At 51.8% G+C, this 26,265-nt stretch carries 36 protein-coding genes; 32 read left to right on the forward strand and 4 right to left on the reverse strand.

Translation table 11 applies throughout. From position 1 onward, the window contains the following. Positions 1-13 precede the first annotated feature (13 nt). The 29 genes from MGLY_RS13925 to MGLY_RS14070 all read left to right on the forward strand — a co-directional run bounded on the left by MGLY_RS13925 (position 14) and on the right by MGLY_RS14070 (position 21,453). A complete protein-coding gene (locus tag MGLY_RS13925; protein ID WP_156274771.1) occupies positions 14-1,060 on the forward strand; it encodes a ParM/StbA family protein in 1,047 nt (348 codons plus the stop codon). Positions 1,061-1,187: 127 nt separating this feature from the next. Next, on the forward strand, positions 1,188-1,445 hold the full coding sequence (locus MGLY_RS13930) for a hypothetical protein (protein WP_156274773.1): 258 nt from the start codon (positions 1,188-1,190) through the stop codon (positions 1,443-1,445). Between the two features lie 221 nt (positions 1,446-1,666). Continuing rightward, entirely contained in the window at positions 1,667-2,371 is a 705-nt protein-coding gene (locus MGLY_RS13940; RefSeq protein WP_170291095.1) for an EAL domain-containing protein, read from the forward strand. A 6-nt stretch (positions 2,372-2,377) separates the two neighbouring features. Next, positions 2,378-2,917: an LNS2 domain-containing protein gene (locus tag MGLY_RS13945; RefSeq protein WP_156274779.1), complete on the forward strand. Its 540-nt coding sequence runs from the start codon at positions 2,378-2,380 to the stop codon at positions 2,915-2,917. A 5-nt stretch (positions 2,918-2,922) separates the two neighbouring features. After that, a complete protein-coding gene (locus tag MGLY_RS13950) occupies positions 2,923-3,981 on the forward strand; it encodes a helix-turn-helix domain-containing protein (RefSeq protein ID WP_170291096.1) in 1,059 nt (352 codons plus the stop codon). 194 nt (positions 3,982-4,175) lie between these two features. Continuing rightward, positions 4,176-6,563: a DNA topoisomerase III gene (locus MGLY_RS13955; RefSeq protein ID WP_170291233.1), complete on the forward strand. Its 2,388-nt coding sequence runs from the start codon at positions 4,176-4,178 to the stop codon at positions 6,561-6,563. Further along, a complete protein-coding gene (locus tag MGLY_RS13960; RefSeq protein ID WP_156274785.1) occupies positions 6,560-7,408 on the forward strand; it encodes a hypothetical protein in 849 nt (282 codons plus the stop codon). The genes MGLY_RS13955 and MGLY_RS13960 overlap by 4 nt, the downstream gene beginning before the upstream one ends. Continuing rightward, positions 7,368-8,024, forward strand: a complete 657-nt coding sequence (locus tag MGLY_RS17855; RefSeq protein ID WP_170291097.1) for a hypothetical protein — start codon at positions 7,368-7,370, stop codon at positions 8,022-8,024. The genes MGLY_RS13960 and MGLY_RS17855 overlap by 41 nt, the downstream gene beginning before the upstream one ends. Before the next feature lie 847 nt (positions 8,025-8,871). After that, a complete protein-coding gene (locus tag MGLY_RS13970; RefSeq protein WP_156274787.1) occupies positions 8,872-9,117 on the forward strand; it encodes a hypothetical protein in 246 nt (81 codons plus the stop codon). Next, positions 9,107-9,415, forward strand: a complete 309-nt coding sequence (locus MGLY_RS13975) for a type II toxin-antitoxin system PemK/MazF family toxin (protein WP_246187341.1) — start codon at positions 9,107-9,109, stop codon at positions 9,413-9,415. Before MGLY_RS13970 ends, MGLY_RS13975 begins: the two co-directional genes overlap by 11 nt. Positions 9,416-9,499: 84 nt before the next feature. Next, entirely contained in the window at positions 9,500-9,889 is a 390-nt protein-coding gene (locus tag MGLY_RS13980) for a hypothetical protein (RefSeq protein WP_156274791.1), read from the forward strand. A gap of 54 nt (positions 9,890-9,943) precedes the next feature. After that, entirely contained in the window at positions 9,944-10,243 is a 300-nt protein-coding gene (locus tag MGLY_RS13985; RefSeq protein ID WP_156274793.1) for a hypothetical protein, read from the forward strand. Positions 10,244-10,312: 69 nt separating this feature from the next. Then, positions 10,313-10,549, forward strand: a complete 237-nt coding sequence (locus tag MGLY_RS13990; RefSeq protein WP_156276484.1) for a hypothetical protein — start codon at positions 10,313-10,315, stop codon at positions 10,547-10,549. A gap of 160 nt (positions 10,550-10,709) precedes the next feature. Next, positions 10,710-11,345, forward strand: coding sequence for an ArdC-like ssDNA-binding domain-containing protein (locus MGLY_RS13995; RefSeq protein ID WP_211661912.1), 636 nt, complete (start codon positions 10,710-10,712; stop codon positions 11,343-11,345). Further along, complete coding sequence (locus MGLY_RS18055; RefSeq protein ID WP_211661913.1) at positions 11,345-11,551, forward strand: hypothetical protein; 207 nt, start codon at positions 11,345-11,347, stop codon at positions 11,549-11,551. Before MGLY_RS13995 ends, MGLY_RS18055 begins: the two co-directional genes overlap by 1 nt. A gap of 169 nt (positions 11,552-11,720) precedes the next feature. Next, the gene (locus MGLY_RS14000; protein ID WP_246187342.1) at positions 11,721-12,152 is read left to right on the forward strand and encodes a JAB domain-containing protein; all 432 of its coding nucleotides are present in this window, start codon (positions 11,721-11,723) and stop codon (positions 12,150-12,152) included. 53 nt (positions 12,153-12,205) lie between these two features. After that, positions 12,206-12,403, forward strand: coding sequence for a hypothetical protein (locus MGLY_RS14005; RefSeq protein ID WP_156274797.1), 198 nt, complete (start codon positions 12,206-12,208; stop codon positions 12,401-12,403). Positions 12,404-12,423: 20 nt separating this feature from the next. Continuing rightward, positions 12,424-13,410, forward strand: coding sequence for a DUF3854 domain-containing protein (locus MGLY_RS14010; protein WP_156274799.1), 987 nt, complete (start codon positions 12,424-12,426; stop codon positions 13,408-13,410). Further along, positions 13,410-13,799, forward strand: coding sequence for a DUF2538 family protein (locus MGLY_RS14015; protein WP_156274801.1), 390 nt, complete (start codon positions 13,410-13,412; stop codon positions 13,797-13,799). Before MGLY_RS14010 ends, MGLY_RS14015 begins: the two co-directional genes overlap by 1 nt. A 212-nt stretch (positions 13,800-14,011) precedes the next feature. Then, positions 14,012-14,203, forward strand: coding sequence for a hypothetical protein (locus MGLY_RS14020; RefSeq protein WP_156274802.1), 192 nt, complete (start codon positions 14,012-14,014; stop codon positions 14,201-14,203). Positions 14,204-15,042: 839 nt separating this feature from the next. After that, positions 15,043-16,263 (forward strand): ISL3 family transposase, encoded by a 1,221-nt coding sequence (locus tag MGLY_RS14030; RefSeq protein ID WP_156273076.1) that lies wholly within the window; start codon positions 15,043-15,045, stop codon positions 16,261-16,263. A gap of 43 nt (positions 16,264-16,306) precedes the next feature. Then, entirely contained in the window at positions 16,307-16,783 is a 477-nt protein-coding gene (locus MGLY_RS14035) for a phage integrase N-terminal domain-containing protein (RefSeq protein WP_170291100.1), read from the forward strand. Then, complete coding sequence (locus MGLY_RS14040) at positions 16,665-17,621, forward strand: tyrosine-type recombinase/integrase (protein WP_156274806.1); 957 nt, start codon at positions 16,665-16,667, stop codon at positions 17,619-17,621. Before MGLY_RS14035 ends, MGLY_RS14040 begins: the two co-directional genes overlap by 119 nt. A 72-nt stretch (positions 17,622-17,693) precedes the next feature. Next, complete coding sequence (locus MGLY_RS14045; protein WP_156274808.1) at positions 17,694-17,960, forward strand: DUF4160 domain-containing protein; 267 nt, start codon at positions 17,694-17,696, stop codon at positions 17,958-17,960. Positions 17,961-17,966: 6 nt separating this feature from the next. Further along, a complete protein-coding gene (locus MGLY_RS14050) occupies positions 17,967-18,239 on the forward strand; it encodes a DUF2442 domain-containing protein (protein ID WP_156274811.1) in 273 nt (90 codons plus the stop codon). A 9-nt stretch (positions 18,240-18,248) separates the two neighbouring features. Then, entirely contained in the window at positions 18,249-18,518 is a 270-nt protein-coding gene (locus MGLY_RS14055) for a helix-turn-helix domain-containing protein (RefSeq protein ID WP_170291101.1), read from the forward strand. Between the two features lie 118 nt (positions 18,519-18,636). Then, positions 18,637-20,622 (forward strand): VirD4-like conjugal transfer protein, CD1115 family, encoded by a 1,986-nt coding sequence (locus MGLY_RS14060; RefSeq protein ID WP_156274813.1) that lies wholly within the window; start codon positions 18,637-18,639, stop codon positions 20,620-20,622. Positions 20,623-20,908: 286 nt separating this feature from the next. Then, positions 20,909-21,187 (forward strand): BrnT family toxin, encoded by a 279-nt coding sequence (locus MGLY_RS14065; RefSeq protein ID WP_246187343.1) that lies wholly within the window; start codon positions 20,909-20,911, stop codon positions 21,185-21,187. Next, positions 21,184-21,453, forward strand: a complete 270-nt coding sequence (locus MGLY_RS14070) for a CopG family antitoxin (protein WP_156274815.1) — start codon at positions 21,184-21,186, stop codon at positions 21,451-21,453. The genes MGLY_RS14065 and MGLY_RS14070 overlap by 4 nt, the downstream gene beginning before the upstream one ends. On the opposite strand, the gene MGLY_RS14075 is transcribed toward MGLY_RS14070, so the two are convergent. Beyond that, positions 21,408-22,304, reverse strand: coding sequence for a DNA adenine methylase (locus MGLY_RS14075; protein WP_156274817.1), 897 nt, complete (start codon positions 22,302-22,304; stop codon positions 21,408-21,410). The genes MGLY_RS14070 and MGLY_RS14075 overlap by 46 nt on opposite strands. 242 nt (positions 22,305-22,546) lie before the next feature. Between MGLY_RS14075 and MGLY_RS14080 the strand changes: the two genes are divergently transcribed. Further along, positions 22,547-22,693, forward strand: coding sequence for a hypothetical protein (locus tag MGLY_RS14080; protein WP_156274819.1), 147 nt, complete (start codon positions 22,547-22,549; stop codon positions 22,691-22,693). 52 nt (positions 22,694-22,745) lie between these two features. On the opposite strand, the gene MGLY_RS14085 is transcribed toward MGLY_RS14080, so the two are convergent. From MGLY_RS14085 to MGLY_RS14095, 3 genes are all read right to left on the reverse strand, one after another. Next, positions 22,746-23,111 carry a hypothetical protein gene (locus MGLY_RS14085; RefSeq protein WP_156274821.1) on the reverse strand — a complete coding sequence of 122 codons (366 nt, stop codon included), beginning with the start codon at positions 23,109-23,111 and terminating at the stop codon, positions 22,746-22,748. Continuing rightward, on the reverse strand, positions 23,108-23,854 hold the full coding sequence (locus tag MGLY_RS14090; RefSeq protein ID WP_156274823.1) for an ImmA/IrrE family metallo-endopeptidase: 747 nt from the start codon (positions 23,852-23,854) through the stop codon (positions 23,108-23,110). Before MGLY_RS14090 ends, MGLY_RS14085 begins: the two co-directional genes overlap by 4 nt. Positions 23,855-23,918: 64 nt before the next feature. Beyond that, on the reverse strand, positions 23,919-24,284 hold the full coding sequence (locus MGLY_RS14095; RefSeq protein ID WP_156274834.1) for a helix-turn-helix domain-containing protein: 366 nt from the start codon (positions 24,282-24,284) through the stop codon (positions 23,919-23,921). 213 nt (positions 24,285-24,497) lie between these two features. Here MGLY_RS14095 and MGLY_RS14100 point away from each other — a divergent pair, with 213 nt between their 5' ends. Beyond that, positions 24,498-24,713, forward strand: coding sequence for a helix-turn-helix domain-containing protein (locus MGLY_RS14100; RefSeq protein ID WP_156274836.1), 216 nt, complete (start codon positions 24,498-24,500; stop codon positions 24,711-24,713). Positions 24,714-24,929: 216 nt separating this feature from the next. After that, the gene (locus tag MGLY_RS14105; RefSeq protein WP_156274838.1) at positions 24,930-26,177 is read left to right on the forward strand and encodes a helix-turn-helix transcriptional regulator; all 1,248 of its coding nucleotides are present in this window, start codon (positions 24,930-24,932) and stop codon (positions 26,175-26,177) included. Positions 26,178-26,265: the final 88 nt, after the last annotated feature.

Here is a 26,265-nt window from a genome sequence, read left to right on the forward strand (position 1 = left end):
GGAGCGTGATCTGATGCTTGCAATTCAAACCAACCCCCAACCAGCAGCCCTGGCCATCGACGTGGGCTTCGGCTATACCAAAGCGGTATCTTCAGCCGGGGGTAAAGTTATTTTCCCTTCAGTTGTCGCCCCGGCAGGTTCTCCCGACGCCTTTGAAAGGCTGGATAAAAGCGATACCGGCTACCGGGTGATGATTAAAAGGGGGATTGACGGCCCCGTAGAAGAATGGCTGGTAGGCGAACTGGCCCTGAAGGAAGGGCGGGAAGTGCAGTATTTCCAGGACTGGGAGAAACACAGCCACCCGGCCCATGATGCCGTATTGCTGGCCGCTGCTGTTTTAACCTGGAACTGGCCCCGGGCCGGTAGCGGCATCATTGGGATCAGCAACCCTGCCCTGGTGGTAGGGCTGCCGGTGGATGTCTGGCGCGATGAACTGCAGCGGGAAGGCCTGAAGAAGCACCTGACAGGCCTAGTGGCCGAGGTGAGCGTCAACGGGAACGACCCGGTGCGGGTGACCTTCAGCAGGGTTTATGTCTATCCCCAGGCGGCCGGTGCTTTCCTTACCGTCCCCGATCTTCCCGACAGCGGCATCGTGGCCCTGGTTGACGTGGGACAGAAAACTACCGACAGCGCAGCGATAGAGATTGTCAACGGCCGGCAGAGGCTGGTGAAAACCATGTGCTTCAGCATCAACAAAGGCATGGCGGCCCTGGTGGAAGCCGTGCGGGAGGAATTCCGGCGGCAGACCGGGGCGCCCCTGCCACCCCAGCAGGCCTGGGAGACGGTAAAAAGCGGTTCCCTCTGGTACAGGGGCAAGCCGATTGAGATGGCCCCGGCGATTAAAAAGGCCCGGTTTGAGATAGCCCGGGCCATAGCCGACCAGGTGCTGGCCGGGTGGGGCGAAAGGGCCGATTTTGTCAGGCAGGTATACCTGGCCGGTGGCGGCGTCCTGGACTTGCCGGAGCTAAAAAATATGTTCCCGGCGGCTGCGGTGCTGCCCGATCCCCAGTGGACCAATGCCATGGGGTTCTTAAAAGTAGCAAGGGGACTGGCTGGATAATAGGCCTGTACGTACAGCATAAGTCCAAGTAAATCAATGTTTTGAGCCTTATTTATGGGCTTTAAAAACGTACAAAAGAGCAGGAACGGGCATAACAGGTAACGGTGTACGTACAGGAGGGGCAAAAATGACCCGTGAAGGCATGAAAAGACTGGATATATGGCTTCCGTACAACCACCCTATATGGGATTACCAGCCGGGCTTGAGAGCAAGAAAGGCCAGGGAATGGCTGGACATTGCCGCAATGCTGGAGAAGCGCCTGGCCAGGATAGAAGAAAAAATTGATGCGGTATTGGCGCATGGCATTGCTGATGGTAACTCATTACGAAAATCCGTTGTGGAAAAGCAATCCTCAATCGACCCTGATTTATTCCTAGAACTGTGAGAGGTGGTGGCCAGAGGTGGGGGAGAAAAACCCATTTGTACCCGTACACGTGCAGGTATCAGAACTGGTCCTTATACCTGAGAGCGAAATTATTGTGATGAAGCTGCCCGGGCAACCGCCCGTGACTGTTTACTATATCGGTTCCGCCCAAATTGAGAAGGTAGAAGAATACTTCGCCGAGCGGAAACCATACAGCCCCTGGCGGGAAGGCGGTGATCCCATTGCTCAAAAAAAGCGATATAGAAGCGGTAATAAAAAATCCCGGCAGGATACGAATCTACTACCAGCCGGTAGTGAACCTTACGTCCGGGCGGTTATGGGGATATGAGGCTTTGGTCCGGGGGGAGGGAATCCTTGCTAAACCGGGGCGGCTCTTTAAAAGCGCCGCGGCCTGGGGGCTTTTGGGCGAGCTTGATACGGCCTGCTTTTGGGCTGTCCTGGCCGGCGGCTACCCGCCGGAGGGTTACTTAAGCGTTAACGTGACGGCGGCAGGGTTGGTTGATATTGATGCCGGTGCCTATGCGAACCCACGGCTTGTCATCGAGTTAACCGAGTATGGCTACAGGGATATACAGCAATTAACGGGCGCCTTGAGTGCCTGGCGCGGGAATGGCGCCAGGATAGCTATAGACGACGTTGGGCCGGATATAGGCCAGCTGCGGGCGGCCCTGCACCTGCGGCCTGACTTTGTAAAAATAGACCGTTCACTGGTGAGGGGTTGCGACTGCCCTGTTTCTAACCGCCAGCTGCTGGCCCAGGTCCTGGAGGTATGTTGTTACCTGGAGGCGGCAGTAATCGCCGAGGGTATCGAAAAGCCGGGCGAGTTGGAGGTTTTGCGGGATCTGGGTGTAAAATACGGCCAGGGTTACCTGCTAGGCAGGCCGCAGCCTGGATGGAAAAAGGCCGTTATGGCCGGTGGGGGTTGATATCTAATGCGTATCGGGGTTGACCTTTGCAACACGGTGGCTAACGTAAACGCCATGCTAGTTATGAAGTTTACCCGCCTATCGTTAACCCGTTACCCTGACCCGGAAATACCGGCAGGTTTTTTTCATATCCCGGAGGGCCTGGAACTGCTAAGCAAGGCCCAACCTTTCCCCTATGCAACGGGAACATTACGGTTTCTAGCCTCCGCCGGCCATGAGATTATCTACCTCACTAGCCGGCCTATCCTGGCAGTTAATTTAACGCGGGAGTGGCTGGCGGTGAACGACTTCCCCAGCGGCACGTTGATGTTCCTTCCAAGGGGCGATAAGGCATTGTTTGCCCGGTATTACGGGATCGACTGGTTCTTTGAGGATGATCCCCTGGAGGCATTAAGCCTGCAGGGCATAGTTGGCCAGGTTTTTCTCAAGTCCTGGCCCTATAACTATGGTGTCCAGGGGCAGGGGATAAAAAAGTTCACCAGCTGGCGCGAGATTATGCCTTATGTTGTTACAGGAAAAAAGGATAAGGCGGGTGCCTTTGCATGAATAGGATGGAAGCAGCTTACATAGAACCCAGGGAAGAACTGCATGACGGCAGGAGAAAAAACTGGTTCTGGGACAGCAATGCTATTTTCGACTGCGGCCTTTCCTGCCATGCCATAGTAGTGCGGCTGTACCTGGCCAGGTGCGCGGGTGAAGGTCGAAGGTCCTGGCCGTCGATTGCCAATATCGCGTCTCATTGCTGTATTAGCCGGGCTACCGTTAAAAGGGCTATAGCTGAACTCGAAGAAAAAGGCCTTTTGAGAAAAGAAACGCGCCAGGACGAGGACGGGGAATACAGGAGCAATATTTATACACTCCTTGACCCCAGCGATACAACAGCAGGGCAGGGCAAAGAAATACCCGGCAGGGGTAGTAGGCTCCAACAGAACCTACCCTGTCACGAAATTGCAGGGGTAGGTTCAGACAGAACCTACTACCCCCCTGGGGTGGTAGGTTCACACAGAACCGGGGTAGGTTCACACAGAACCTACCCCGGTTCAGAGAGAGCCACTAACAATAACCAATTAACAATAACCAGTGAAGAAGATGTTGTTGTAAAGGCTGGCGTCAGCCAAAACCTTGGCGGCGCAGGAGGCAGGGAAAGAGAAGTTGGATACGCCGGTGCGGGAAACGGCACCCAAGAACATCCTGGGGATTGGGTCCTGGGGGGTTCCCTTACGGGCATGGCCGGAACTAAAACAGTGCTAGAAACTGGCGCCGGCGGCGAGCCGGATCAGCCGGAAAGGCAGACGGAACCGGAAGCAGCTGACAGGATCCAAGAGTTATTTATAAAAACCACAGGTTATCCATTGCCTGAAGCGGCACTTAACGAGCTTGCGGATTACTCGCCAGGATACGTGGAGCAAAAAATCAAGATGCTTGAAAGCGGCAAGGGAAAAACTAATACGATAGGATGGCTCCTGGAGGCCTGCCGGGAGGATTACCGGTATTTGCCGGGGCCGAAACCGGCCGGAAAGCCAACCTGGAAAGGAATAGGAAAGCCGCCAGGGCTATCAGCGCATAGTAAGGACTATGATAAATATCGGGAATTATACAGATTAGTCTGATTTGGAAGGACAAATTCTATTCCCGGGCAACTCAAAACAACCCATCAAATTTGCGCCGCCTGCCGGTTTTACGGCAATCCCAAGCGCAAACACTGCAGGATATCCGGCAAAAAGGTTAACCCTTACCTGGCGGCGTGCCAGTATTTTGCCGTATACGAAGAATCCTTCATAACTAACGAAAGGAGGCGGGCAGCATCAAAACCCTGATAATAACGGAAAAACCATCAGTCGCCCGCGACCTGGCCGGAGTCCTGGGCGGTTTTAAAAGCCAGGACGGTTACCTGGAAAACAGCCGGTACTACATCTCCTGGGCATTGGGCCACCTGCTGGAACTGGCTGAACCGGAGGACTACGACCCGGAACTCAAAAAGTGGTACCTGGAGCAGCTGCCCCTTATCCCACCTGAATTCACCCTCAAACCCATCAGCAGCGGCAGGAAGCAACTGACAACCATCAAGCGCCTGATACAATCCCCGGACGTAAGCAACGTGGTGAACGCTTGCGACGCCGGCCGGGAAGGGGAACTCATCTTTCGCCGAATATACGCCTGGTGCAAAGGGCAGAAACCCGTCAAGCGCCTCTGGCTCTCCGAAGCCACGCCGGCGGCCATCAAAGAAGCATTCCGTCGCTTGCGCGACGGCCGCGAACTGGACAACCTGGCGGCCGCCGCTGAAGCCCGGGCGCAGGCCGACTGGCTGGTAGGTATCAACGCCACCCGGGCCTTCACCTGCCGCCACAATAGGTTGCTTTCGGTCGGCCGGGTCCAGACCCCCACCCTGGCCCTGGTGGTGGCCAGGGAAAGGGAGATCCGCGCTTTCAAGCCGGAGCCGTACTTCGAGGTATGGGCTACCTTCCGGAAAAGCACCGGCGAAACCTACAGGGGCAAATGGTTCCGGGAAAAGCAGGACCGGCTGCAGGACAAGCAAGAAGCTGAGAACCTGACTAAACAGATAAGCACCGGCGGGATAGTCGAAAAGATAGAGCAGAAAGAGGCCCGGGAACAGCCGCCGCAGCTGTTCAACCTAAACGACCTCCAGAAAGAAGCCAACAAAAAATACGGCCTCACCGCCCAGAAAACCCTGGATGCGGCCCAGGCCCTGTATGAAAAACACAAGCTCCTAACCTACCCCCGTACCGACAGCCGCCACTTAACGGCGGCTCTGGTCCGGGACACCCTGGCAGGGCGCCTTCAGGCCCTGGCCAGTATACAGGCATACGCCGGCCTGGTACCTAAAACTCTGCCCCAGCTGGGCAAGCGTTACGTGGACGACAGCAAAGTCAGCGACCACCACGCCCTCATCCCCACGGCTGTAAGCCCCGATCTAAGCAAATTAAGTCCGGTCGAGCAAAAGGTATACGACCTCGTAGCGCGCCGCTTCCTGGCCATCTTCTACCCGGACGCCAGGTACGCCGTGACTAGAGTAGTTACCGCCGCCGGCGGCGAGAAATTTTTATCCCAGGGCAGGGTGGAACTGGATCTGGGCTGGAAGGCCGTCTACGGCCTGCAGGAAGAAGGCGAAGCAGAAAGCAAAGACGAAGAAAGCCAGGCCCTCCCCCAGCTGGTGGAAGGCGAAGAAGTCGCCGTCCAGGGGGTAGAAGTAAAGGCGAAGCAGACCAGGCCGCCCCAGCGCTATACCGAAGCCACCCTCCTGGCGGCCATGGAGAACGCTGGCCGCCTGGTGGAGGACAAAGAGATGGCTGATACTCTGAAGGCCGCTGGCGGCATCGGCACCCCCGCCACCAGGGCGGCAATTATCGAGCGCCTTATCCAGGTCGGTTATCTCCAGCGGGAAAAGAAAAACCTGTTGCCTACCGCAAAGGGCGAAACCCTTATCGGCCTGGTGCCGGAGGAGGTGAAGTCAGTCGAATTAACAGCCCGATGGGAGGAAGGGTTAAAAGAGATCGAGGAAGGACAGCGCGACTTTAATGAATGGCTGGAAGGAATAAAAAACTTCACCACGGAGGTGGTCCGAATGGCCAGGGAACAGGAAGCCGCCCCGGCAGCCGAGCCTGACCGGGAAGTCCTGGGGCAGTGTCCCCTATGCGGACGGGAGGTGATGGAATACCCCAAAAGCTACAGCTGCAGCGGCTACAAAGAAGGCTGCAAATTCGCCATCTGGAAAGAAATCGCCGGCAAAAAAATAACGGCCAGCCAGGCTAAGGAACTGCTGCAGAAAGGGAAAACCGGGGTAATCAAAGGCTTCAAGTCCAAAGCCGGCAAGAAGTTCGACGCCGCACTGACTCTGGGGGAAGGGGGCAAAGTTAACTTTGAATTTGCCGAAGGGAATAGCGAAACCCTGGGGAAATGCCCGCTTTGCGGTAAAGACGTTACCGAGTCCCAGAAAGGATACTGCTGTTCCGGCTGGAAAGAAGGCTGCAAGTTTGTCATCTGGAAAGAAATCGGCGGTAAAAAGATTACCGCCAGCCAGGCGAAGGAGTTGTTGCAAAAAGGCAAGACCGGGATGATTAAAGGCTTTAAATCCAAAAACGGCAAGGAATTCGATGCAGCACTTATATTGGGTAAGGACGGGAAAGTAGGATTCGATTTTGACAAAGAACAAAACAGGAGGGAGAACGCATGAGGTTAACACCCGAAGGATTCACCGGAACAGAATTAGATTGCTGGGATATCTTTTACGACGCCAAGGACCGTGGCAAAGTATTGAGCGGGATTGTCACGTCGGTTGTAACCCCCAAAACCCTGAAAGAGTTTTACTGGGAATTAAGGTTTAAAGAGGGGGACGGTATACGTGGCATAGTGCCGGCCTCCGAAACCGGGCTTCCCAGCGAGCGGATGATGAACTTTTTCATCGACCAGGAGGTAAACGTAAAAATCCGGCATATCGACAAGAAAAACGGCATCGTGGCCTGCACCAGGCGGGAAGTGGTCGAAGAAGCCCGCACCAGTCTGTTAAATACCCTGCAGGAAGGAGAAGAGGTGCCGGCCCTGGTGCGCTTCATATCCCGCCGCAACGTGGTCCTCGATATCGGCGGCGGCGTAATCATCCCCGTGCCTTATGCTAAAGCGGCGCACTCAAAATCACTGCCTCTGGAAGCCATATACAAGCCGGGACAGCTGGTTACGGCGGTAGTCGAAGGCATAGATAAAGAAAACAAAAGCATAGAGGTGAGCATTAAAGACCCCTGGGAAAACACGGACTTCAGCAGGGGCGATATCGTATCAGGAAAAATTATCATGATCCGTGGGAGGAACCTTTTTGTTGAGGTCCGGCAGGGTATAGTCGGCATCGCCGGCTACCCGGTAGGGCAAAAGGTTTCCGAAGGGGAACGGCTGCCCTTCCAGGTGTTGCGCTACGATAAGGCTGAAAAGGAATTACACATGGTGATACTTGACCCAGAACGCATACGCGGGAGGAGGAAGTTGCATGCCAGAAGGCGTGAAGGAAGCAGCAGCCAGAGCAAATGAATGGATCAGCCCCTACGCCCGGGGCATTGCCCTGCACCCTGGCCAATTGGGGCCGGGTAGCGGCGCCAGGGATTTTAGCGGCCGCGCTTATGAATTATTAAGCGCGTTAGTTGAAGCCAGAGCGCTTACCCAGGAAGCTTCCGCAAATATATTAAAGTGCAGCCGCCGCACAGCCAATTCAGCCCTAAAAACCCTATGGTACGCCGGCATGGCCAGGTGGGTAGACGTATTCACCGTAGTCGGCCCATTCCGCCTCTGGCTCCCGGCGGAAAGCCGGCCGCCCCTGGACGCCCAGGAGGCCTGCCGCCTGGCGGTTTACGGCTTATTCTTTTCCCTGGCCAAAAAAGAAGTGCCAGGGTTCAACTGGCAGTTGGTGAAGGGCAAGAACTCTTGCCTCCAGGCACAAATGGCCTTCAACGGCGCCAACGGCCCGGAAAAGTGGTTAATAGATGCCCCGCGCCTGGAAGAAGAAATAAACTCGGCGGCGGATGTGTATATACTACCCATGGAAGGGCGGAAAGGAGAAATACCCGGGAAAAAATTCACCCTGGATGAATTGCTCCTCCGGCCGGGGATGCTAAAGGAAAAAATTAAGCTGATAGAAAATTTTTCTTGACACCTCCGGGTAACTTTGCTAGTGTAATAACTAGATAAACCTACTACCAACCATACCCTCACCCATCAGCATTTGCCTTGGCTGGTGCGGGTGGAAGCCCCGGAGCGGCTGTCATGCCGAAGAGGAGACGGATACGCTGGTGAGAGGTGCTTCACGAAAAGTCCCATAGCGAAGAGCGGGGTGTACTCGTGAAGCGGGAACGTCACGGCGATGAGCAGGCGTTCCAGATGTGCCGTCATAGCGAGGAGCAGACGGCACCGGTGGGACCCAACCGATACAGCGGGCAATATGGCGCGACCGCCATGGCGAGGAGCAGGCGGCGCGAACCGGAAGATGGCCGGCGCTACAGGTCCGGCTCCTGGGTGAGCGGCGTAAGCCGCAGCGGCGGCAAGGAGGACACTTGCCAAGGCAAGCCGTAGTAACCCTTGTAACTAACCGTCCTAAGCGCCACAGGCCGGAGCCGCCCATCTCCAGTGGCGCAAAGAGCAGGAGGGGTGGCTGCCTCCTTTAAAAACGGGCTAAGCGCCGGAAAAAGGCTTGCCCCCAGCCTTCGGCGTTACAAGTTTAGCGTAAAGCTACCAAACCGGGGCAGGATGAGCCGTATGTAGCGGCGCAAACATGTAAGAAAAGTAAAGAATGGCGGCTTCACCGGCTTAAAAAGCGGTGTGAGCAAAGAAAGAAAACACTTTGGCCTAAGAAAGCAAGTTCAGTATTTACTTGCAAGGTCATGGTGTTTTTTGCTTTTACAAGGCCCTCCCACGGGCGCATGTTTTCAAGCGCCTGTGGGAGACCCCCCGGGCGCTTCAATTTATAAGGAAGGAGCGTGCCGGGATGAAAGGAGATTATTATGAACCGGGAAGAAGTAGCGCGTGTTGTCGAGCAATTACTTCGGGAGGACCAGATCTGGTTAATGAACCAGATCATCTGGCGGTTCTGGCCGCAGTTCCGGGGGAAGGCGGTGGCCTTTTATGACCCGTCCGAAACCTGGGACGACTGGGACGACAAAGAACTGGACGAGTATTACCGCAAAAAATGGGAAGAAGCAAAAGAACGACAGGAACGGCTTCAAGCCGGGAGACGTGGTGATAGCTGAAATCCCATATGCGGATGAAGGCGGCGGCAAGACCAGGCCCGCCCTGGTACTGAGCTCGTATGAACACAACCAGAACAGGCGGGACCTGATGGTCGCAAAAATCTCCGGCACCGGAGCTTTCAGTGCCTGGGACGTAAGTATAAACAAATGGCCGGAAGCGGGCCTGATGAAACCTTCCAAGGTGGTCTGCGACCATATCACGGTGGTTTCCAAGGCATCGGCAATAGTAATCGGGCATATTGATACCGGAACCCTTGCCGGGGTCAAAAAGAAAGTTGGCCTGCTTTTGAGCTTATAGGGCTTCAAGGGCTACCGGCCCTGAAATACCAATCCAACGAAAGGAGGATTGGGTGCGGGCCGGGAAGGCCCGTACCCGCAAAGAATGAGTTTAAAAGACCATATCAAGAACGCCAACCGGGAAGGAAGCGGTCTGGGATTCCTGCACGGCCGCAAGAAGGGCGATTTCGAGTGGATCATAGGGAAGGAGATTGCGTTGGAAAACGCCGCCATTGTCCAGAGTAATTATAACGATGGCGCCGAAAACGTGATCTTCACCGTCCAGGGCGACAACCGGCATTATTACCGCACCGGTGGCAATGTAGTCGTCAACGGCTTCAAAGAGATCGCCGAAGGACTCGAAGAAGAAGGTTTAAGCTGGGACATAATAGGAGTGACCTTCAACTGGGTCAAATCAAAGAACGGGCGGGCTTACTACACCGCCAGGTTCCGCGATTTACGTAGCCCAGCCGAAGGGGAAGATGAGGCAATTTAACCTTGCCAGAACGCCATCGGCGTAATAAGATGGAGGTGAAGGCAGGTGATTGCCGTGGAAGAAACGAAGAAAGAGACGGCAACGACAGGAGATCATCCGCACCGTCTGGTGTCGGAAGAATTTTTCTTCCTGCTGAACCGGATCGACCGTCTGGACGAAAAGATGAGCCTCAAGTTTGAGGAGATGCGGGAAGAAATTACTGATGTCCGTAAGGAAGTTAACGATGTCCGTAAGGAGATTAACGATGTCCGCAAGGAGATCGGTGGCATTAGCCGCTGGGCTTTCGGCCTGCTGGCAACTATGCTGGTAGGTTTTGCCGGCGTAATCGTCACCCTCGCCTTGGGACTACGGTAGGAAGAGGCAATTTAACCTTGCCAGACTGCCCTCGCCGTAATATGATGGAGGTGAAGGCGGGTGATTGCCATGGAAGAAACCAAAAAGGAAACGGCCTCGGCAGGGGATCCTTCGCACCGTCTGGTGTCGGAAGAATTTTTCTTCCTGTTGAACCGGATCGACCGCCTGGACGAAAAGTTAAGCGCCAAGCTAGATGATATGCACAAGGAGATGGGTGGCATCAACCGCTGGGCTTTCAGCCTGCTGGTAACCATGCTGGTAGGATTCGCCGGCGTAATCGTCACCCTCGTCTTGGGACTACGCTAAAAGAGTAAATCGGCATGAGCCGCAACTATGAGAGAGGACGTTAAGGTTTAAACAACCTTTGCGTCCTCTTTCGTTTTTATAGGAAACCTGGGCTGAAAGGCCCGCCCTAATTCTACTCGCGGAAGGAGGAAAGGGGCGGGCTGGCGGCCCGCCCGGAAAGATGAAGTACGATACCGAAAAAGCCAGGGAAGCCTTAAACCGTTTACTGGCCATGTTTACGAGCGGCGACCTACCCCCTGCCGTGGCCAGGACCCTGATCCGAACCCAGGCCAGCCAGGCCCGGCCGAGCGACAGCTGGAGCCTGGGCAACCGGTTGCTGATGTTTATCGCCGGTACTAAGGACGCCAGGGGCTTCAAGCAGTGGCAGGAAGCAGGGCGCAGGGTCAAAAAAGGCGCCAGAGCCTTTCACATCCTTGCCCCCTGTACGGTTAAAAAAACCGTCAAGGTCACCGACCCGGAAACTGGCGAAGAGCGGGAAGAAGAAGGCAGGGTAATCGTGGGGTTCCGGTTCATCCCGGTATTTCGCTACGAAGATACCGAGGGTAAACCCCTGCCGAATATAAAGTACGACCCGCCAGGTCCCCCGCCTTTGCAAGAGGTGGCGAAAGCCTTCGGAGTGCAGGAAATAATCTATACGCCGGGAAACGACGGCTCCTACGGTTTTTACTCATGGAGCAACGGCAAGAAGATTATCCTCCACACCCATGACATTAAGACCTGGTTCCACGAACTGGGCCACGCCATCCACCACACTTTCCGCCCCTCCAGGGCGGTCAGGTGCCGGAGCAGGAAATAGTGGCCGAAGTGTTCGCGGCCACCATGTGCGAGATCCACGGCATAAGGGGATACCACCAGTACAGCTGGGAGTATATCAGCCACTATGCCCGGGATAATCCACAGGAAGCCTTAAAAGCCGTCTTCCGCGTCCTGGCCGACGTGGAAGAATGCCTGCAAAGGGCATTCGCGGCTAAACAGCCTCGAAAAGAAGAAAAGGCGGCATAATGCTATGGGCCATCCGGCTCGACCTTATCCAACGGAAGGAGGACAGGGGCGGGCCGGAAGCCCGCCTGAAAACATGGAGCAGATGACATTTTTCACAGGAGAAGGTTATGAAAGTAAAAAAGCGGTGGCGTTCAAACTTCCAGAAACGGTAAAGATTGTGCGCGTATCAATGGTAAAAGAAAAAGCCACGCCTTATGAGGTACAAATGCTATCCGGGCCATTAGAAGCAGCCCTTTTACTCAGGAAGTTTTTGGGTGAAAGGGACAGGGAGTGTATGGCAGCCATCCATCTTGATTGTAAGAACAGGATAAACAGCGTCGAGATCGTCAGCATCGGCACCCTGAATTCATCGCCGGCCCATCCCCGGGAAGTGTTCAAGGGGGCTATCCTGGCCAACGCGGCAGCGATAGTCCTGGGGCACAACCACCCCAGCGGCGACCCCACCCCCAGCAGGGAGGATATTGAAGTTACCCGACGGATGGTGGAAGCCGGCCATATCCTGGGGATACAGGTACTTGACCACGTCATTATAGCTGATGACGGCTGGGTGTCCTTAAAAGAAAGGCAATTAATACCAATAAAGAAGGCTATGGAGGCCTGAACCTTATCTGACGAAAGGGGGAAAGGGCGGGCCTGTGGCCCTCCCCAAGCACTATGAAACCAGTATACCGGCTATACGAAGCGCGAAACCCCGGTGAAAGCGATGTTTACCTGGTGGCCATGTCGGACCTCCGGGAACTTTCCTTCCGAAAAGAAATCGCCCGTGGGGAAAGGCCGATGCAGCTAATCCGCCTGGTGGTGGAGACCAGCGACCGGAATGAAGCGCGGAACATAGCCGACTGCGAGGTTTAAAAAAGGAAGGAGGGCCGGCTATGCAAGCGTTAAAGGATACCAGCGAGCCTTTCCGGCGGGTTTCCCGCCGGGAGCCCTGCCCTATCTGCGGCAAAACCGACTGGTGCGGGATTAACTCCCGCCTGGCGGTGTGTATGCGGGTCGAGAGCGATTACCCGGTAAGTAACGGCGGCTGGCTGCATAAGCTGGCCCCTGGAATGGTAAAAGAAGAGGTTATCACGCCGGCGGAAACCAATCCCGCAGCGCCTATAGCGATAAGGGACCGCGTCTACCGGGCCTTTTTAAACTCCCTGCACCTGCTGCCGGAGCATAAAAAAGACCTGTTGCGGCGCGGTTTATCCGAGGAAGAGATCAAAAGAAACGGTTATAAGAGCGTACCGGCGCCCACGGAGCGCTGGCGGCTATGCAAAGAGTTAAAGGATCGGAAATACGTCCTGACCGGCATTCCGGGCTTCTACCTGGCCCGGGGCCGCTATGGCGGCCATTACTGGTCCTTTAAAGCGTTGCCGGGGTATTATATCCCGGTCCGCGACAGAGAGGGCCGCATCCAGGCGCTGCAAATAAGGCTGGATAAACCGGACAGTTACGGCAAGTACCGTTTTTTCAGCACCCCCAATCAAACCGGCGGTTCCTCCTCCGGTGCCCCTTGCCATGTGGCCCGGCCGGAGGACCCAAAAGACCGCCGGGTATGGGTGACGGAAGGGCCGCTGAAAGCCGACATCGCCTCCCGATATCTGGGTTCCGTTTTTATCGGTGTTCCCGGCGTCAGCAACTGGCGCCCGGCGGTAGAGGCAATCCAGGAACTGGGAGCAAGAGAAGTGGTAATAGCCTATGACCGCGATAAGAACTTGAAAGACGCCGTAAGGCGTGCGGAAAGAGAATTAAAGGCAAATTTGAGAAGAAAAGGCATAAGAGTATTTATAGCCTCCTGGAATCAGGAAAAGGGAATAGACGACGCCCTGGTTTCGGGATGCGAAATAACGGTAAAAGAAGAAAGGGGAGCGTAATGGTGGAGGATCTCATCTACTTTGTGGATGAAGAGCATGAAGGAAATTTTAAAGAGTTATGCGCCGCCATGAAGAGCATGAAAGGCAACAGGGAGTACCGGGCCGCAGGTTACATCCTGGCCCTGCCGGAATTGTACCCTAAGGCCAGGCGGTACTTCAGCGACGCCGGCTTCAGGTGGTTCGACCTCCTTAAAAAGGTTGACCTTAGTTCAGGCCACCGCATCATGGTGAACCTGGCGGTGGACCTGTTCGGAGGGGCGACTGACCGGCCGTTATTCAACGTCGGCTATGCCATAGCGGTCCTCGACACAAAAATGTACCAGGCCGCCCTGGCGGCAATGCAGGTCAGGAGGCCGGTAAAAACACCTTTAGAGGGCGAAAGGAGTTAAAGGTATGTACAGGTGCAAGAGTGGCAAACACTGGTGGCTTAGCAAAGAAGATGCCGGGAAGTGTTGCAACGGCTACAAGCGCGTGCTTTGCATAGGCGATATTCAAGGCTGCGATAGAACGGTTTACGAGGATGAGACCGAAACGATGTACGGTTACAAGTGGGTGCCGGTCCTTTCTGGCGGCAGTCCAGGTAAGGAGGAGACGGTGAATAATGCAAGAGAAGGTAACCTTATTGTTGTATAATCCGGCAACCGGCAAGTACGATATTCCCCGCGAAGTCAAGCTTGCCCGCCCGGACCAGTACGGCGTACGGGGCGGCCCCATATGCGCCGTCTGCGGCGGCCATACTGTAACCGTCCTTGACGGCGAAGCATGGTGCCCTACCTGCAAGGATTACCAGTAAAAAAGGAAAAGGGGAGGAGCTTTTATGCTCCTTCCCTGAAATAACCGGACGGACGTGTAATGAACTATTTTCGCAGGTATGGTCGGCCTGCGGGGGCTAAATAAGCCCGAAGGCCTTAAAGCAGCAGCGGCGCTGCCAAATCGCCGCCAGCCCTGACCCGGCCCCAGGACCGGGTCGCCCCCAACGGGGGTAAGGGCTGCTATCTGCCCCGCAAGCTTAAGGCTTGCACCGCCGCAGGCGGCATGGGCAGTGTGAATACTCAACTTAAAAATTGGCGTGCGAGGCCAATACGGGCTCCGGGAGAACCGGAGGCCGCGGCGGCCGGGTGGAACACGCAGACAATCGAATAAGGCGGTAAAACGGGAAACGGCCTTAACGTTGACCGACGGCAGGAGGACAACGTTAAGGCGGGCCACCCGGATCGCCGCCGGCCGGGAGGCCGGCGGGGATACGGGGGGCCGGAAACGGGCGCAGCCCGTCTCAGGCACCCCGAAGGGGGGCACTGAGACGGGCTAGGCGCCGAAACCGCAAAGCCTCGTAAAATAAGGCAATACGGGAATCGGGAAAAGGTTTTTACCGCAAAAAAACGACGAAACGCATCTCGCCAGGGCGGAATGCCTTACATAACTATTACTTTTTTGGCTCCTCGCTATTTCGTGTGGGTAAAACCAATTATCGAAAAGGAAGTAAATTATTTCTAGCATGTTGAGATTCCATAAATGGTAATTTTAGCCTACAAGACTTGCTAACATTTATGTAAATAAATGACAACAAGAAGGAATATCGCCTTATAGTGTAGAAATGCTGGTCAATACTGGTGGTAAAGGAAGTGGCCAGCATTGCCCGACCAAAACGCCTTATTTGCCCATGCCCTGGGTCTAACCCCTCCCTGGAAGGTTACCGAAGTTATTTTCTCAAAACAAAAAGGGTGCCTCGATATCCATGTTGATTTTGAGCGCGGTGCAAGCTTTAATTGTCCAGTCTGCGGCAAACCTGGAGCCAAAGCCTATGATACGGAGAAGCAGGTTTGGCGCCATCTGGACTTCTTTCAATATCAAGCCTTCATCATCGCCCGTGTACCCCGGGTAGAGTGTAAACACGGCTGCGGGGTCAGGCGAGTTGAGGTACCCTGGGCTCAAGGGGAGGGCGGGTTTACCCTCTTGTTTGAAGCCCAGCTCATGCGCCTGGCCAAAGATATGCCTATGGCTGCCGTAGCCAGATTATTAAACGAACACGATACCCGGCTGTGGCGGGTAGTAAAACATTACGTGGTGGCCGGCAGAGCCAAGGCCGACTTTAGTGGTGTAACCCGCATCGGTATCGATGAAACCTCCGCCCGGAAAGGACACGATTATATCACCCTGTTTGTGGATTTAGATAAGGGCGCATTACTGTTTGCCACCCCGGGCAGAGCTAAGGATACCATTGCCGCTTTTGTAGAAGATTTTATCCAGCATAACGGTAATCCAGAAGCCATTAAGGAAGTGTGCTGCGACCTTTCACCGGCATTTATTGCCGGCCTTAAGGAGCACCTTTCCCATGCCACCATAGTTTTAGACCGTTATCACCTCATGCAAATAGTCAATCAGGCCCTTGATGAAGTACGACGCCAGGAGAGCCGGGAGACAGACCTTTTAAAGAAGACCCGTTATCAATGGCTTAAGAACCCTGCCAATCTGACCAGTAAACAAAAAGCAAGCATAGAGGCCCTTAGCCGTTGCCATCTAAAAACCGGGCGAGCCTATCGCATCAAGCTGGCCTTCCAGGATCTTTTTAACCAGCCTGATCGGAAGAGTGGCGAAGCCCATCTCAAGCGGTGGTATTTCTGGGCGACCCATTGCCGCCTGCAACCGATGATTGAGGCTGCTAAAACGATTAAACGCCACTGGGAAGGAGTGCTAAGTTGGTTTAACAGCCGTATTTCTAACGGCCTCCTGGAGGGTACCAACAGTCTATTGCAAGCTGGAAAAGCAAAGGCTCGTGGCTATCGTAATAAGGCTAACTTTATTACCATCTCTTATCTTATTGCTGGTAACCTGGATTTTGGTTTACCCACTTGATGTAGCGAGGAGCCACTTTTTTTAGATCGGGGGAATGGCCAGGATGTTGCGCATCCAGTGGAAGCCGACCGGCAATGAAGCTTACGACAGGCTCCTCGGGCAATTTGTGGAACGGGTGGCCAGGTATGCGCGGGGCGGTTCTATCCAGACGAGAATGAGGAAGTATGAACGCTACCGCGCCTTTTTACGCTTTTTAGCGGCTCAATTCGGACCCCAGGACATCCGCAACATCCAGCCGCGCCATGTGGCGGCCTATATCGCCCACCGCCGCCAGGCGGGGGTGCAGGAAAAGACAATCTTAGCTGAACTCTCAATAATTAGATGGTGGCACAACCAGATCCCCTGGCGCAAATACGAAATGCCGGATAATAAGACCCTGTTTGAACTGGAGGAGAAACTGAATGACAAAACGTTCAGCGAGGAAGTCCGGTACCGGTATAAAATCACCCACTCCCGAAGGCGACGGCTTATTTCACAATCTCGAAATCCAGTTCGAGAAAGTCTACCGGCAGGCCGTTAAAGATACCCAGGGAAAGGTAAGCATAAAGACCCATTTTCGCTACCGGGACAGCATGAAAAAATTCCTTTCATTTTGTGCCACCAGGTTCCGGTTGCAAAACCTGCGGAATATCAGCGACAAGCACCTGGAGGCCTACATCGATTACCGCCGCGGGAATGAAACAAGCGAGAAAACGATAAAAGGGGACCTGGCGGCAGTCAGATTCTTTCATCGCTACATTGAGGGTGCCAGGTTCCAGCTATCCGGGAACGAAAAATTCGGCCTGGCTTCAACCCCGGACGGCCGGGCGGACCGGGCCTGGAGCGACGGCGAATATAAGAAGATGATAGCCCTGGCGGAAAGACTGGATCGGCCGGAGGTGGCCCTGGCCATGCGCCTGGCCAGATATGCCGGGCTGAGGGTGCACGAAATTACCCGCCTGTCCCGGAAAGATGCCGAACAGGCCCTTGCCGCCGGTATGCTGCATGTGAAGGGCAAAGGCGGAAAAGAACGCGATATCCCCTTGACGACGGAAGCAGTCGCGACCTTAAAAGAAGCCTGTGAAATGGCGGCAAGTGAAAATGACAAACTCCTTGTACCCCCCGGAGAAAAAACCCACCTGGTTATTAAGCGGATCCAGAATTTCATTAGACGGCACCGGGATAAGGTAATGGAATCAGGAAAGGAAGTCAACATTACTTTCCACGGCCTGCGGCACGCTTACGCCCGGGAGCAGTTCCGGGTAAAGGTGGGCGAGTTGAAGAAAATAAGGCGAGCCCTGGCGGAAGTATCGGAAAAACTGGGTCACAACCGGCCGGAAGTTACAAAAATTTACCTGGGATCGCAGTGGAAAAGATGAAAACATCACGATTACATATATCATGAATCCTTGAGCTAGGTTATAATATTTTACAGGAGAGGGTAGTTCACATTGCCAACGATATGCGAATTTCTCGGTTGTAAAGTCTATATGTTCTACCAAGATCATTCTCCACCACATATTCATGTCATAGGTAAAGGATTTCGGGCGGCGCTTTCAATACCAGATGGGAAGCTACTGGCGGGAACCCTTCCCCGACATGTTCAGGGAGTAGCAAAAATGTGGGTTAGGCAGGAAGCCGTGGCTTTAATGCAAAACTGGCAGAGGGCAGAAGCAGGTGAGGTATTACAGCAAGTAAAACCTCCAGGAGGACGGTGAACGATAATGTTACGGGAAATTAAAAGCGCTTATCCAGTTAAAGACTACCACCTTATCCTGGAATTTGATAACGGCGAATACAAAGTTGTTGACCTGCGTCAATTCCTGAAAGGGCCAGTATTTGAACCTCTTAAAGATCCAAGTTATTTTAAACAGGTAAAGGTAGACCATGATGCAGGGACAGTTACCTGGCCCAATGGCGCAGATTTGGATCCGGACGTGTTATATAGCCGGAGCCTCCCTTTAAGGTTACCAGGGGAAGATATAGCCCAAGGATAGTGGGGTAAATTGACGACCACCTTTAGGGAACACCTTAAAGAACAATTACAGGACCCGCAATTCCAGAAGGCGTGGGAAGAAACGGAATTAGCATATCAGGTAGCCCGGGCCGTTATTAAATTGCGCTTGGATTATGGCCTGACCCAGGAAGAACTGGCCCAAAAAACCGGGGTATCTCAATCGGTGATTTCCAGGCTTGAGAGCGGTAGGCATTTACCCTCGCTTCGTTATTTGGAAAAAATATCAAAAAGCTTGGACTACAAATCAGGCTGGATTTAATACCAACAAAAGAACAACCCCATTAAAATTGAGGTAGATATGAAGATTGATCACTGAAGCCGTAAAGGGCACCGGGAAGTTATTTTCCCGGGCCTTTTCTTTTTGGGAGGTGTTTTTTATGTTCAACAAGATATTTGCTGGTTTGACGGAGAAAACCGGCAACAACGGCATAGGGCTTTTTTTGCTGGCAATCGGCCTTATAACGAGCCTGGCGGTATTGTACATCATCGACGTGTGGTTGCTCGGTCCTGTAGCCGCCATCTTTGCGGCAGCTTATAAATGGCTGGCCGGGGGTCTGCACGAGCATCCCAATTATACTGTGGCCTGGTGGTACTTCCAGCACCCGCTGGCAACCGCCAGGGCCTGGCTGGGCGGCCACCTCTACCAGCCGGAAGTACGTTCCTGGTGGATCGGCCTAAATGTGTTAATTGCAGTAATGTGGACCCTGCGCCGGATAGCCTGGCAATTTGACTGGACGATTATTAAAACCAACGGCATAAAGATAAAAATAGATGACGCCACCTACGGAAGCGCCAGGTGGGCCGTGAAAAGCGACCTGGCGCGAGTTTGCGACTTCGGCTTCGGCCCGGGAATAGTCCTGGGGGCTTTAGGGAGAGTACCAGTGCGTATTCCTCCTAAGCCCAAAACCTGGATGAACCGCCATGTACTCGTGGTCGGTGCACCAGGTTCCGGCAAAAGCCGTGGCTATGTCCGGCCCAATATCTTTGCGGCGGTCCGGTCAGGGGAGAGCGTCCTGGTGACGGATCCCAAGGGCGAGCTTTACCGCAGCATGGCCGATTGGCTAAAGTCAAAAGGGTACACGGTTAAGGGTTTCAATCTGGTCCAAATGGAACAATCGGATCACTGGAACCCTCTGGCAGAGATCCGGACCCCCCTGGATGCCGACGTTTTTGCCCAGGTGGTTATCAGCACAACTGAAACCGGGCCTAAAAAGGGCGGTGACGCCTTCTGGGACCGGGCTGAACAGAACTTGCTAAAAGCACTGGCCCTCTATGTAACCACAGAACTGCCTGCGGATATGCGCCATTTTGGCTCCCTTTATGATATATTAGCTGCAGGTGATTTTGAACAAGTAGATGCCTTGTTCGCTAAACTTCCACCGGGCCATCCAGCAAAAGGACCGTATAATGTTTATGCCATGGCCGGCGATAACGTCAAAGGTGGAGTGGTAATCAGGCTGGGTACCCGGTTGCAAGTTTTTCAGCAAGAAATGGTGCGACGCATAACTGGTGACAGCGATATAGACTTAACGTTACCCGGCAAGGGAAAGTGCGCTTACTTCATCATTACCCCGGATACCCACGGCGCCTTTGATTTTCTGGCTTCACTGCTGTTTACTTTTTTATTCGTCCGGCTGGTGGAGGTTGCTGATACTTCTCCCAATGGCCGTTTACCGGTGCAGGTCAGATTTCTCCTGGATGAGTTCGCCAATATCGTAAGCATTCCGGAGTTTGAAAAGAAAATCGCCACCGTCCGCAGCCGCGGCCTCGACTGCCACGTTATAGTCCAGAGTATTCCCCAGCTGGAAAGGAAATATGGACGGACATGGGAGGAAATAATGGCCTGCTGCGACACGAAGTTAATTATTGGTGTTAAGGACGACACGACCGCCCGTTACGTGAGCCGCATGCTGGGGGAAAGTACTGTGGAAACAAAGAGTGCTACCAGGGAAGTTAATCCTATATGGGGACAGGGGTTATTTGACGACAAGCGTAGCCTTGGTATTACCGGCCGGGAACTGATGACCCCGGACGAGATTCAAAAGATGCGTTCCAGGTTTTGCATAGCCTTTCTCCCTGACGGCACCCCGCCGGCGAAATTAAAAGTGCTGGATTATGAGCAGTTCCCGGAAGCCAGGGAGTTGAAGAATGTTGTAGTCATGGAAAAGAGGGAAAAAGAAAAAGAGCTTGAGACTGGTGATAAAACCGACGATGGCGGGAATGATGATTACCGTAGTATCGAGGACCAGAAACTTGTAGAAGATGAGGGAGGAAAGGCAAGGGAAGAAAAAATAGAAAAAGGGACTAGGGTTATAGAGACGCAAAATAACACGGATAGCGGGAAAACAGTAGTCCCATGGTAAACGCCGGAAAGCACACCTGTCTACTTTAATTTTATGCCCTTGGATTTTCCGGCCGGCCTTGGATTATACCGCCGCCCCGGCCTATTGTCGTCAAGGCTGGCCCTTCGGGCCACCGCTTCGCGGCCTTGACGGCGGCCGGGGCGGCAAATTTGGCTATTAAGGCCGGAAGGCCAGGTCTGAAGGCCCGGAAAAATTTTGAGGCAGCGGTGTGTTACTGATGGTTGCAAGAAGGCCTTGATTTTCTTCCTATAATCATATACACTGTATATACAAGGATGTGGCAATTGTGTTCAATATTAAAGGGTTTGAATGGGATAATAACAATGTGTGGAAACCGTTAAGACATGGGGTGGGCCTGGAAGAAGTTGAAGAAGTGTTCTATAATGGCCCTTTGGTGAAAAAATCACGATCTGGTCGTTATTTGGCTCTCGGTCAAACTGATGCCGGCAGGTACATAACGGTGGTATTTGAAATTAAGGCCGGGTCTATAATAAGACCTATAACCGCCCGCAATATGGATTATAGCGAAAAACGATTATACACCAAAAGGAAAGGGCTGAAATGATGACTAAAGACAAAGAGATACCCGAATTCGCCAGCGCAGAAGAGGAAGCTGTATTTTGGGAAAAAAATTCTGTCGCGCCTTTCTGGGATCAATTAGAGACAGTGGAAGTTAAGGCTGAAAGGCCCAGAAAGAGGCAAATTTGTATCCGACTTAACCCTACTTATTTGTCTGAAATAAAGAAAGTAGCCTTGAAAAAAGGCATTCCTTACCAGACATTAATTCAGATGTGGCTGGTTGAAAAGTTAATGGAGCAAAGGGGGCGATAATTATACCTGGACAACTCATCGGGATAAGACAATATTAGCAGTTCCTGGATTGCCCCACGTTTTTGCGTATTGCAGTTTATCGCCCGGGTCGCGCTTACTGTCTTTATGTTGTATCCTTCATAAAGCTCCTTTGCCATTTCGGTATTAGAATTGCTTAGTGCCACAAAACATCCTCTTTTTACAAGCTGCGTAAATACCCTCTTTAAGCGCAGATGGTCATCTTTGGCAAAAGAATAGGGAGTATACCCCGTAAAGTTGGCAGTAGATGATAGGGGCACATAAGGGGGATCCAGATAAACGAAGTCACCGCTTTTAGCGTTCTCCAAAACTACTTCTTCAAAATCACCGCAATATAATTTTGCTTGCTTAAAAACGCTGCTTGCGCTACGAAGGACTGGTACATCGACTATTTTAGGGTTAGTATAATTGCCAAAAGCCACGTTAAACTGCCCGCTGCTATTCACTCTCCATAACCCGTTAAAACAGGTTTTATTAAGATAAAGCATTCGTGAGGCTCTTTTGGTGCGGGAAAGTTTATCTGGATCAAGGCTTCTTATGTAATAATAATAGTCTCTATCGTATATATGCTCCTTAGAAACTTTAATAATTCCTTCAACGTCGTCACGTACCACTTCATAAAGATTAATAAGTTCATCGTTTAAATCGGAAATATAGGCCTTTGCTTTTCTGGAAGCTATTTCGTTAAATAAACTGAAAAAAACTGCACCACTCCCTAAAAAGGGTTCATGGTAGTTGTTGAATTCCGCCGGGAAATAAGGTAAGAACTTATTTATTAAGCGCGATTTTCCCCCAGCCCACTTTATTATGGGTTTAAGTTGAATGTGCTCCATAAAAACACCCCGTGCCTTATGTTATTTCATAAAACACAGGGTTGACAAACGGCAGAAATAACGGTTTTAGATCGATCTGGATCAATTGGGATCAATTAGCAGGATCGTCTCGCTCAAACGTAGCTTTTGATCTATTCTCTTGCTCTACATACAAGACACCAGCTTTGATCACGCCTGAGCTTTGGATCGCTTGAAGGGCGACCTTCCGGGCCAAAATCGATGCTGGGCAATATTTGCTCACAATGCGGGCACCATTTAAGCAGGTATTCCCCATCAAAGCCTACGATATTTGTGATCCGGTTGCCGTCTGCGTCATGACCATTGAATCTTTGCTCATTTTCAAACTCGAAAGGCTCATTGTCCTCATGGATTATAACGCCGTTCTCTAGTGTAACTGGAAATCTTACCTCCACCTTACTCACCCCCCTTCCTTAATCTTCCTTAATGCACTTTACCACTGCCCGCCGGCCAGCAGAAATGACGTACATTGGGGTTTATCCCAGGCGGCACTTCCGTAACAGCAGAAGGGGCATCAAATAATTTCAATAGTGCTGCTACCACCAGGTCTTTAACCCTTCCATAGGGCGCGGAAACGCTCATATGGTAGTAGAGAGAGCCGTCTTCCCTTATGGTTTTTGTGAAGCAAACTCGTGTCCTTCCCGGGAATTCACCCCAGTGCCTTGGAGCAGGCATTACTTCTGTGTTGGGGTCAAATATGTATTCGTCCGCCGCCTTTTTCATGAGTTCCGCTGTTTTTTTGGCTATGGCAACATCAAGCTCAGTATCGTAATGGTATTCCTTTTTCATAAAACCTCCGCCACCTTCATATTCAAATCCGCTTTGCCACCCACCAGTACCGCCAGCATATATCCTTTTTGCATCCTGCTGGTATGAACGGCAAGCTCGTTATATACCCAGACCTTACGTTGGCCCGGCTTCATGAGGGTAAAAATTTCTCCCAAAAACCCGGAAAGCATTTCCCAGGTGTAATAGAAATCGTTGGTTGCGTAGCTGAAGGCAGGTAGTCTATCACGAAGTAGGATGCAGGCTGACCTTTTATAGATCTCCAGTTCGATTACCCGCCGGGCGGCTGCCTCCAGGCTCACTTTGAAGAAGGTTTCCATGGCTTTTAGCAGGCTTAGAGGCGATCTTATCCGGCCGGCCAACTCAAAAACGTGGAAAACGGGCATTAATGATTCCGTGGCGAATATGTCAGCTTCGCAATGCTCGATAGGGTCTTCGCCGTATATGTTCCCTGGGGAGTAAAAATGCAACCCGCCTTTATGGCCCAGGTAGATATGGCCAAGCTCATGAACACTCCCGAAACGTTGCCGGGTTACAGGGTGGTTAGCATTGGTAAGAATATGTATGCTTTCATACCGCTCTTTATCAATTACGAGGGCGCTTACTTCGTCGGGCAATCTCTCGCATTCATGGAATTCTACGGGCTTGTTCAATCCGAGCAGTTTGACAAATTCTTTTATGTCCAGGGGATAACGGGGTTGGTAAGTTTTGATCAGCAGCCTGGCTTTGGCTTCGGCTATGCTCATATATGCCCTCCCAATAAGAGAAGTCGAAGAATGTCGAAAAAGAAAAGCTGCCATATCCCGGCAGCTAATTTTTTTCCTGATTTTGCTTTTTCTTTCTTTCAAGGAACCTTTTTCTTTCAAGCTCTTCAATCCATTCCAGTTCACGCAACACCTTCTCCCGTCCTTCAGGAGTCAGGCCGCTGAGGCGGGCAAAGAGGCGGGTGGCTTCGTCGTTTTCATACTTCTTTTGTTTATTTACGATAATGTCTTTACCCAATAGATAATCACTTGTAACATTAAATATCTCGGTTAGACGATTAATAAAGGTTTCGTTTAAACGCCGTTTACCTTTTTCCAAGTCATATAAATGTTGGGGGGATATTCCTAGCATTTCCGCTAGTTTTGTTCCACTTATTCCTTTTGCTTCTCGCAATTCCCTTATACGATTCATACTTGATCCTCTCCGCAAATAGCTGATTTTAGTTTATCACCATTAGCTTAATTTGACAATAAGCATATTGCTGAAAAAAGAAGACGGATTAAGCAATATAGAGAAATAGAAGTCTAAGAAGTTTAAAGGGGCAACAAAACAAGCATACTGCTTAATTTAATGGTTGCACAATTTAAGGATATTGCTTAAATTATAACCATGGAGGGTTCACACATGAACTTTGGAGCGTTAGCAAAAGAACGAATGGGTGAACGCGGACTAAGACCTTGCGATTTAGCTCGATTAACCGGTTACAGCCAGCAATATATATCTGATCTTATTTCTGGCCGTAGACGTTGGAATGAAACTGCCATAAAAAATGTTTATGGGGTTCTTGGATTAAAATTAAGGGTCATTACAGACGAGGGTTTGAGTATTGGAGAAATCTAACTTATTCTTACATAAAGTTATTATTCCCCATCTTTATACTAAGACCTTCTAGGTTAGTAGGTTGTCAATCCTGTTTTCTACTAAAAATTTGCTTAGCATTAACATACTACCTCAAAGCAATGGCAAAGGCGACCCTAATTATATTCGTCATTTTTATACCATATCCTTCCATAAAAACTGATTATTTAGCCTACCAGCTAAGGGGCTGAGAAATAGGTGGAACTATTAAGCTCGCAACAACAACAGATATGGAAGCTATATGAGCAGGGATATGGCGCTAAAAGGATAGCCAGAACCCTGGAGATAAGCGTTGACCAAGTAAAAGTCCAACTAAGGCGCATAAAAGCAAAGATAGAGGGGGGTAACAAAAATTGTGGGCAAAAACCCCTCGGGGTTAGTCGCGCCCATGAGGGCCTGCAGGAAATACTCGAAGGCCTCCAGGATACATCCTCCCAAATTGATTTTTTGCGGGAAAACGGTTATAAGCCTGGCGCTATAGCTAACACGCTGGGCGTCAATATTAAAAAGGTCTACAATCGCAATCGTGAGAGCAAACGCAGCAGTTTTAAGCGCGGTTTCATGTCTAAAGAAGAGTTAAGGTACCTACCTTCGCAAGGTGAGGTTTTGGACCTCGATATTGCCAGGGTTATTTATGAGGTTTTTGTTAATAGCGATAACCCCAGCTATGAAACCCTGGCAATGCTGGGTACCCAAGATCTTGGCGGCTGGCGGGCGAAGAGAGTAGCCCTCACCAGGCGGGCCGGGATGCTGAAAGCCCTGGCTGTTTCAGGACGGGAAAAGGGCAAGGTGCTCAGGATTACCGACAAAAAAGGCCCCTGGTGGGAAATGATTAAAGATCTGGTGGAAAAGTACAGGTTGGTAGGAGCAGATACATATCTGCCTGATTCCATGGAGGCATTTGCCGGTGAATTGCAACACCGCATAGAAGCCGCCCTGGATGGGGTACGTATAGAAGTTAAAGAGATCAGGGATGGCATTAAGATGTATGAGGTGTTTGGCGGCTTTACAGCCGCGGTCATCAGACCCCTCGTTGACCAGGCTGCAATAATCGTTTCGGCAAATTTACATGGAGACAAGCTGGGAGCAAAACAATACGAAGGCATGATAACTTTTGACCAAATGGGCCTGAAAGTCTCCGGCCGGGCCATAGAAAATTTTAAGGGCATAGTGTTCAAGAATCAGGAAAAAGAGTGGTTTACTATGGAAACCAGGCTACTTCAGGCCGGAGATAAAGTTCAGGTCAGATCGGACGTTTACGGCGGGGAAGTTTTGGAAGTCATATCCTGGAGGCAGGATATCCCGTTACCAAGTGTGATATGTCTGAAAGAAGAAGATTTAGCCCTGGCGGTGGCTGCTTTTAAAATAAAAGAAGAGTGTTTCATAGAGATAGCAGGAAAGTTATTTGACTATCGTAAGACAACGGTAACAAAAATGGCAATCTGAATAAAAGCTGCCCCTAAACAAGAGGGTAGTTTTTTTTATTGTTTGGTAGTTTTGTAGAAAAAAGGGCGACTTTGCAGGTACATGATCA

The organism is Moorella glycerini, assembly GCF_009735625.1.
In the GTDB taxonomy this organism is placed as follows: domain Bacteria; phylum Bacillota; class DSM-521; order Neomoorellales; family Neomoorellaceae; genus Neomoorella; species Neomoorella glycerini.

Bases quoted from the DNA above. Each gene is read 5' to 3' on its own strand.
- MGLY_RS13925 (WP_156274771.1), top strand. From the start codon at position 14: ATGCTTGCAATTCAAACCAACCCCCAACCAGCAGCCCTGGCCATCGAC.
- MGLY_RS13930 (WP_156274773.1), top strand. From the start codon at position 1,188: ATGACCCGTGAAGGCATGAAAAGACTGGATATATGGCTTCCGTACAAC.
- MGLY_RS13945 (WP_156274779.1), top strand. From the start codon at position 2,378: ATGCGTATCGGGGTTGACCTTTGCAACACGGTGGCTAACGTAAACGCC.
- MGLY_RS13950 (WP_170291096.1), top strand. From the start codon at position 2,923: ATGGAAGCAGCTTACATAGAACCCAGGGAAGAACTGCATGACGGCAGG.
- MGLY_RS13960 (WP_156274785.1), top strand. From the start codon at position 6,560: ATGAGGTTAACACCCGAAGGATTCACCGGAACAGAATTAGATTGCTGG.
- MGLY_RS17855 (WP_170291097.1), top strand. From the start codon at position 7,368: ATGCCAGAAGGCGTGAAGGAAGCAGCAGCCAGAGCAAATGAATGGATC.
- MGLY_RS13970 (WP_156274787.1), top strand. From the start codon at position 8,872: ATGAACCGGGAAGAAGTAGCGCGTGTTGTCGAGCAATTACTTCGGGAG.
- MGLY_RS13980 (WP_156274791.1), top strand. From the start codon at position 9,500: ATGAGTTTAAAAGACCATATCAAGAACGCCAACCGGGAAGGAAGCGGT.
- MGLY_RS13990 (WP_156276484.1), top strand. From the start codon at position 10,313: ATGGAAGAAACCAAAAAGGAAACGGCCTCGGCAGGGGATCCTTCGCAC.
- MGLY_RS13995 (WP_211661912.1), top strand. From the start codon at position 10,710: ATGAAGTACGATACCGAAAAAGCCAGGGAAGCCTTAAACCGTTTACTG.
- MGLY_RS14000 (WP_246187342.1), top strand. From the start codon at position 11,721: ATGGTAAAAGAAAAAGCCACGCCTTATGAGGTACAAATGCTATCCGGG.
- MGLY_RS14005 (WP_156274797.1), top strand. From the start codon at position 12,206: ATGAAACCAGTATACCGGCTATACGAAGCGCGAAACCCCGGTGAAAGC.
- MGLY_RS14010 (WP_156274799.1), top strand. From the start codon at position 12,424: ATGCAAGCGTTAAAGGATACCAGCGAGCCTTTCCGGCGGGTTTCCCGC.
- MGLY_RS14015 (WP_156274801.1), top strand. From the start codon at position 13,410: ATGGTGGAGGATCTCATCTACTTTGTGGATGAAGAGCATGAAGGAAAT.
- MGLY_RS14020 (WP_156274802.1), top strand. From the start codon at position 14,012: ATGCAAGAGAAGGTAACCTTATTGTTGTATAATCCGGCAACCGGCAAG.
- MGLY_RS14035 (WP_170291100.1), top strand. From the start codon at position 16,307: ATGTTGCGCATCCAGTGGAAGCCGACCGGCAATGAAGCTTACGACAGG.
- MGLY_RS14040 (WP_156274806.1), top strand. From the start codon at position 16,665: ATGACAAAACGTTCAGCGAGGAAGTCCGGTACCGGTATAAAATCACCC.
- MGLY_RS14050 (WP_156274811.1), top strand. From the start codon at position 17,967: ATGTTACGGGAAATTAAAAGCGCTTATCCAGTTAAAGACTACCACCTT.
- MGLY_RS14060 (WP_156274813.1), top strand. From the start codon at position 18,637: ATGTTCAACAAGATATTTGCTGGTTTGACGGAGAAAACCGGCAACAAC.
- MGLY_RS14070 (WP_156274815.1), top strand. From the start codon at position 21,184: ATGATGACTAAAGACAAAGAGATACCCGAATTCGCCAGCGCAGAAGAG.
- MGLY_RS14075 (WP_156274817.1), bottom strand. From the start codon at position 22,304: ATGGAGCACATTCAACTTAAACCCATAATAAAGTGGGCTGGGGGAAAA.
- MGLY_RS14080 (WP_156274819.1), top strand. From the start codon at position 22,547: ATGCGGGCACCATTTAAGCAGGTATTCCCCATCAAAGCCTACGATATT.
- MGLY_RS14085 (WP_156274821.1), bottom strand. From the start codon at position 23,111: ATGAAAAAGGAATACCATTACGATACTGAGCTTGATGTTGCCATAGCC.
- MGLY_RS14090 (WP_156274823.1), bottom strand. From the start codon at position 23,854: ATGAGCATAGCCGAAGCCAAAGCCAGGCTGCTGATCAAAACTTACCAA.
- MGLY_RS14095 (WP_156274834.1), bottom strand. From the start codon at position 24,284: ATGAATCGTATAAGGGAATTGCGAGAAGCAAAAGGAATAAGTGGAACA.
- MGLY_RS14100 (WP_156274836.1), top strand. From the start codon at position 24,498: ATGAACTTTGGAGCGTTAGCAAAAGAACGAATGGGTGAACGCGGACTA.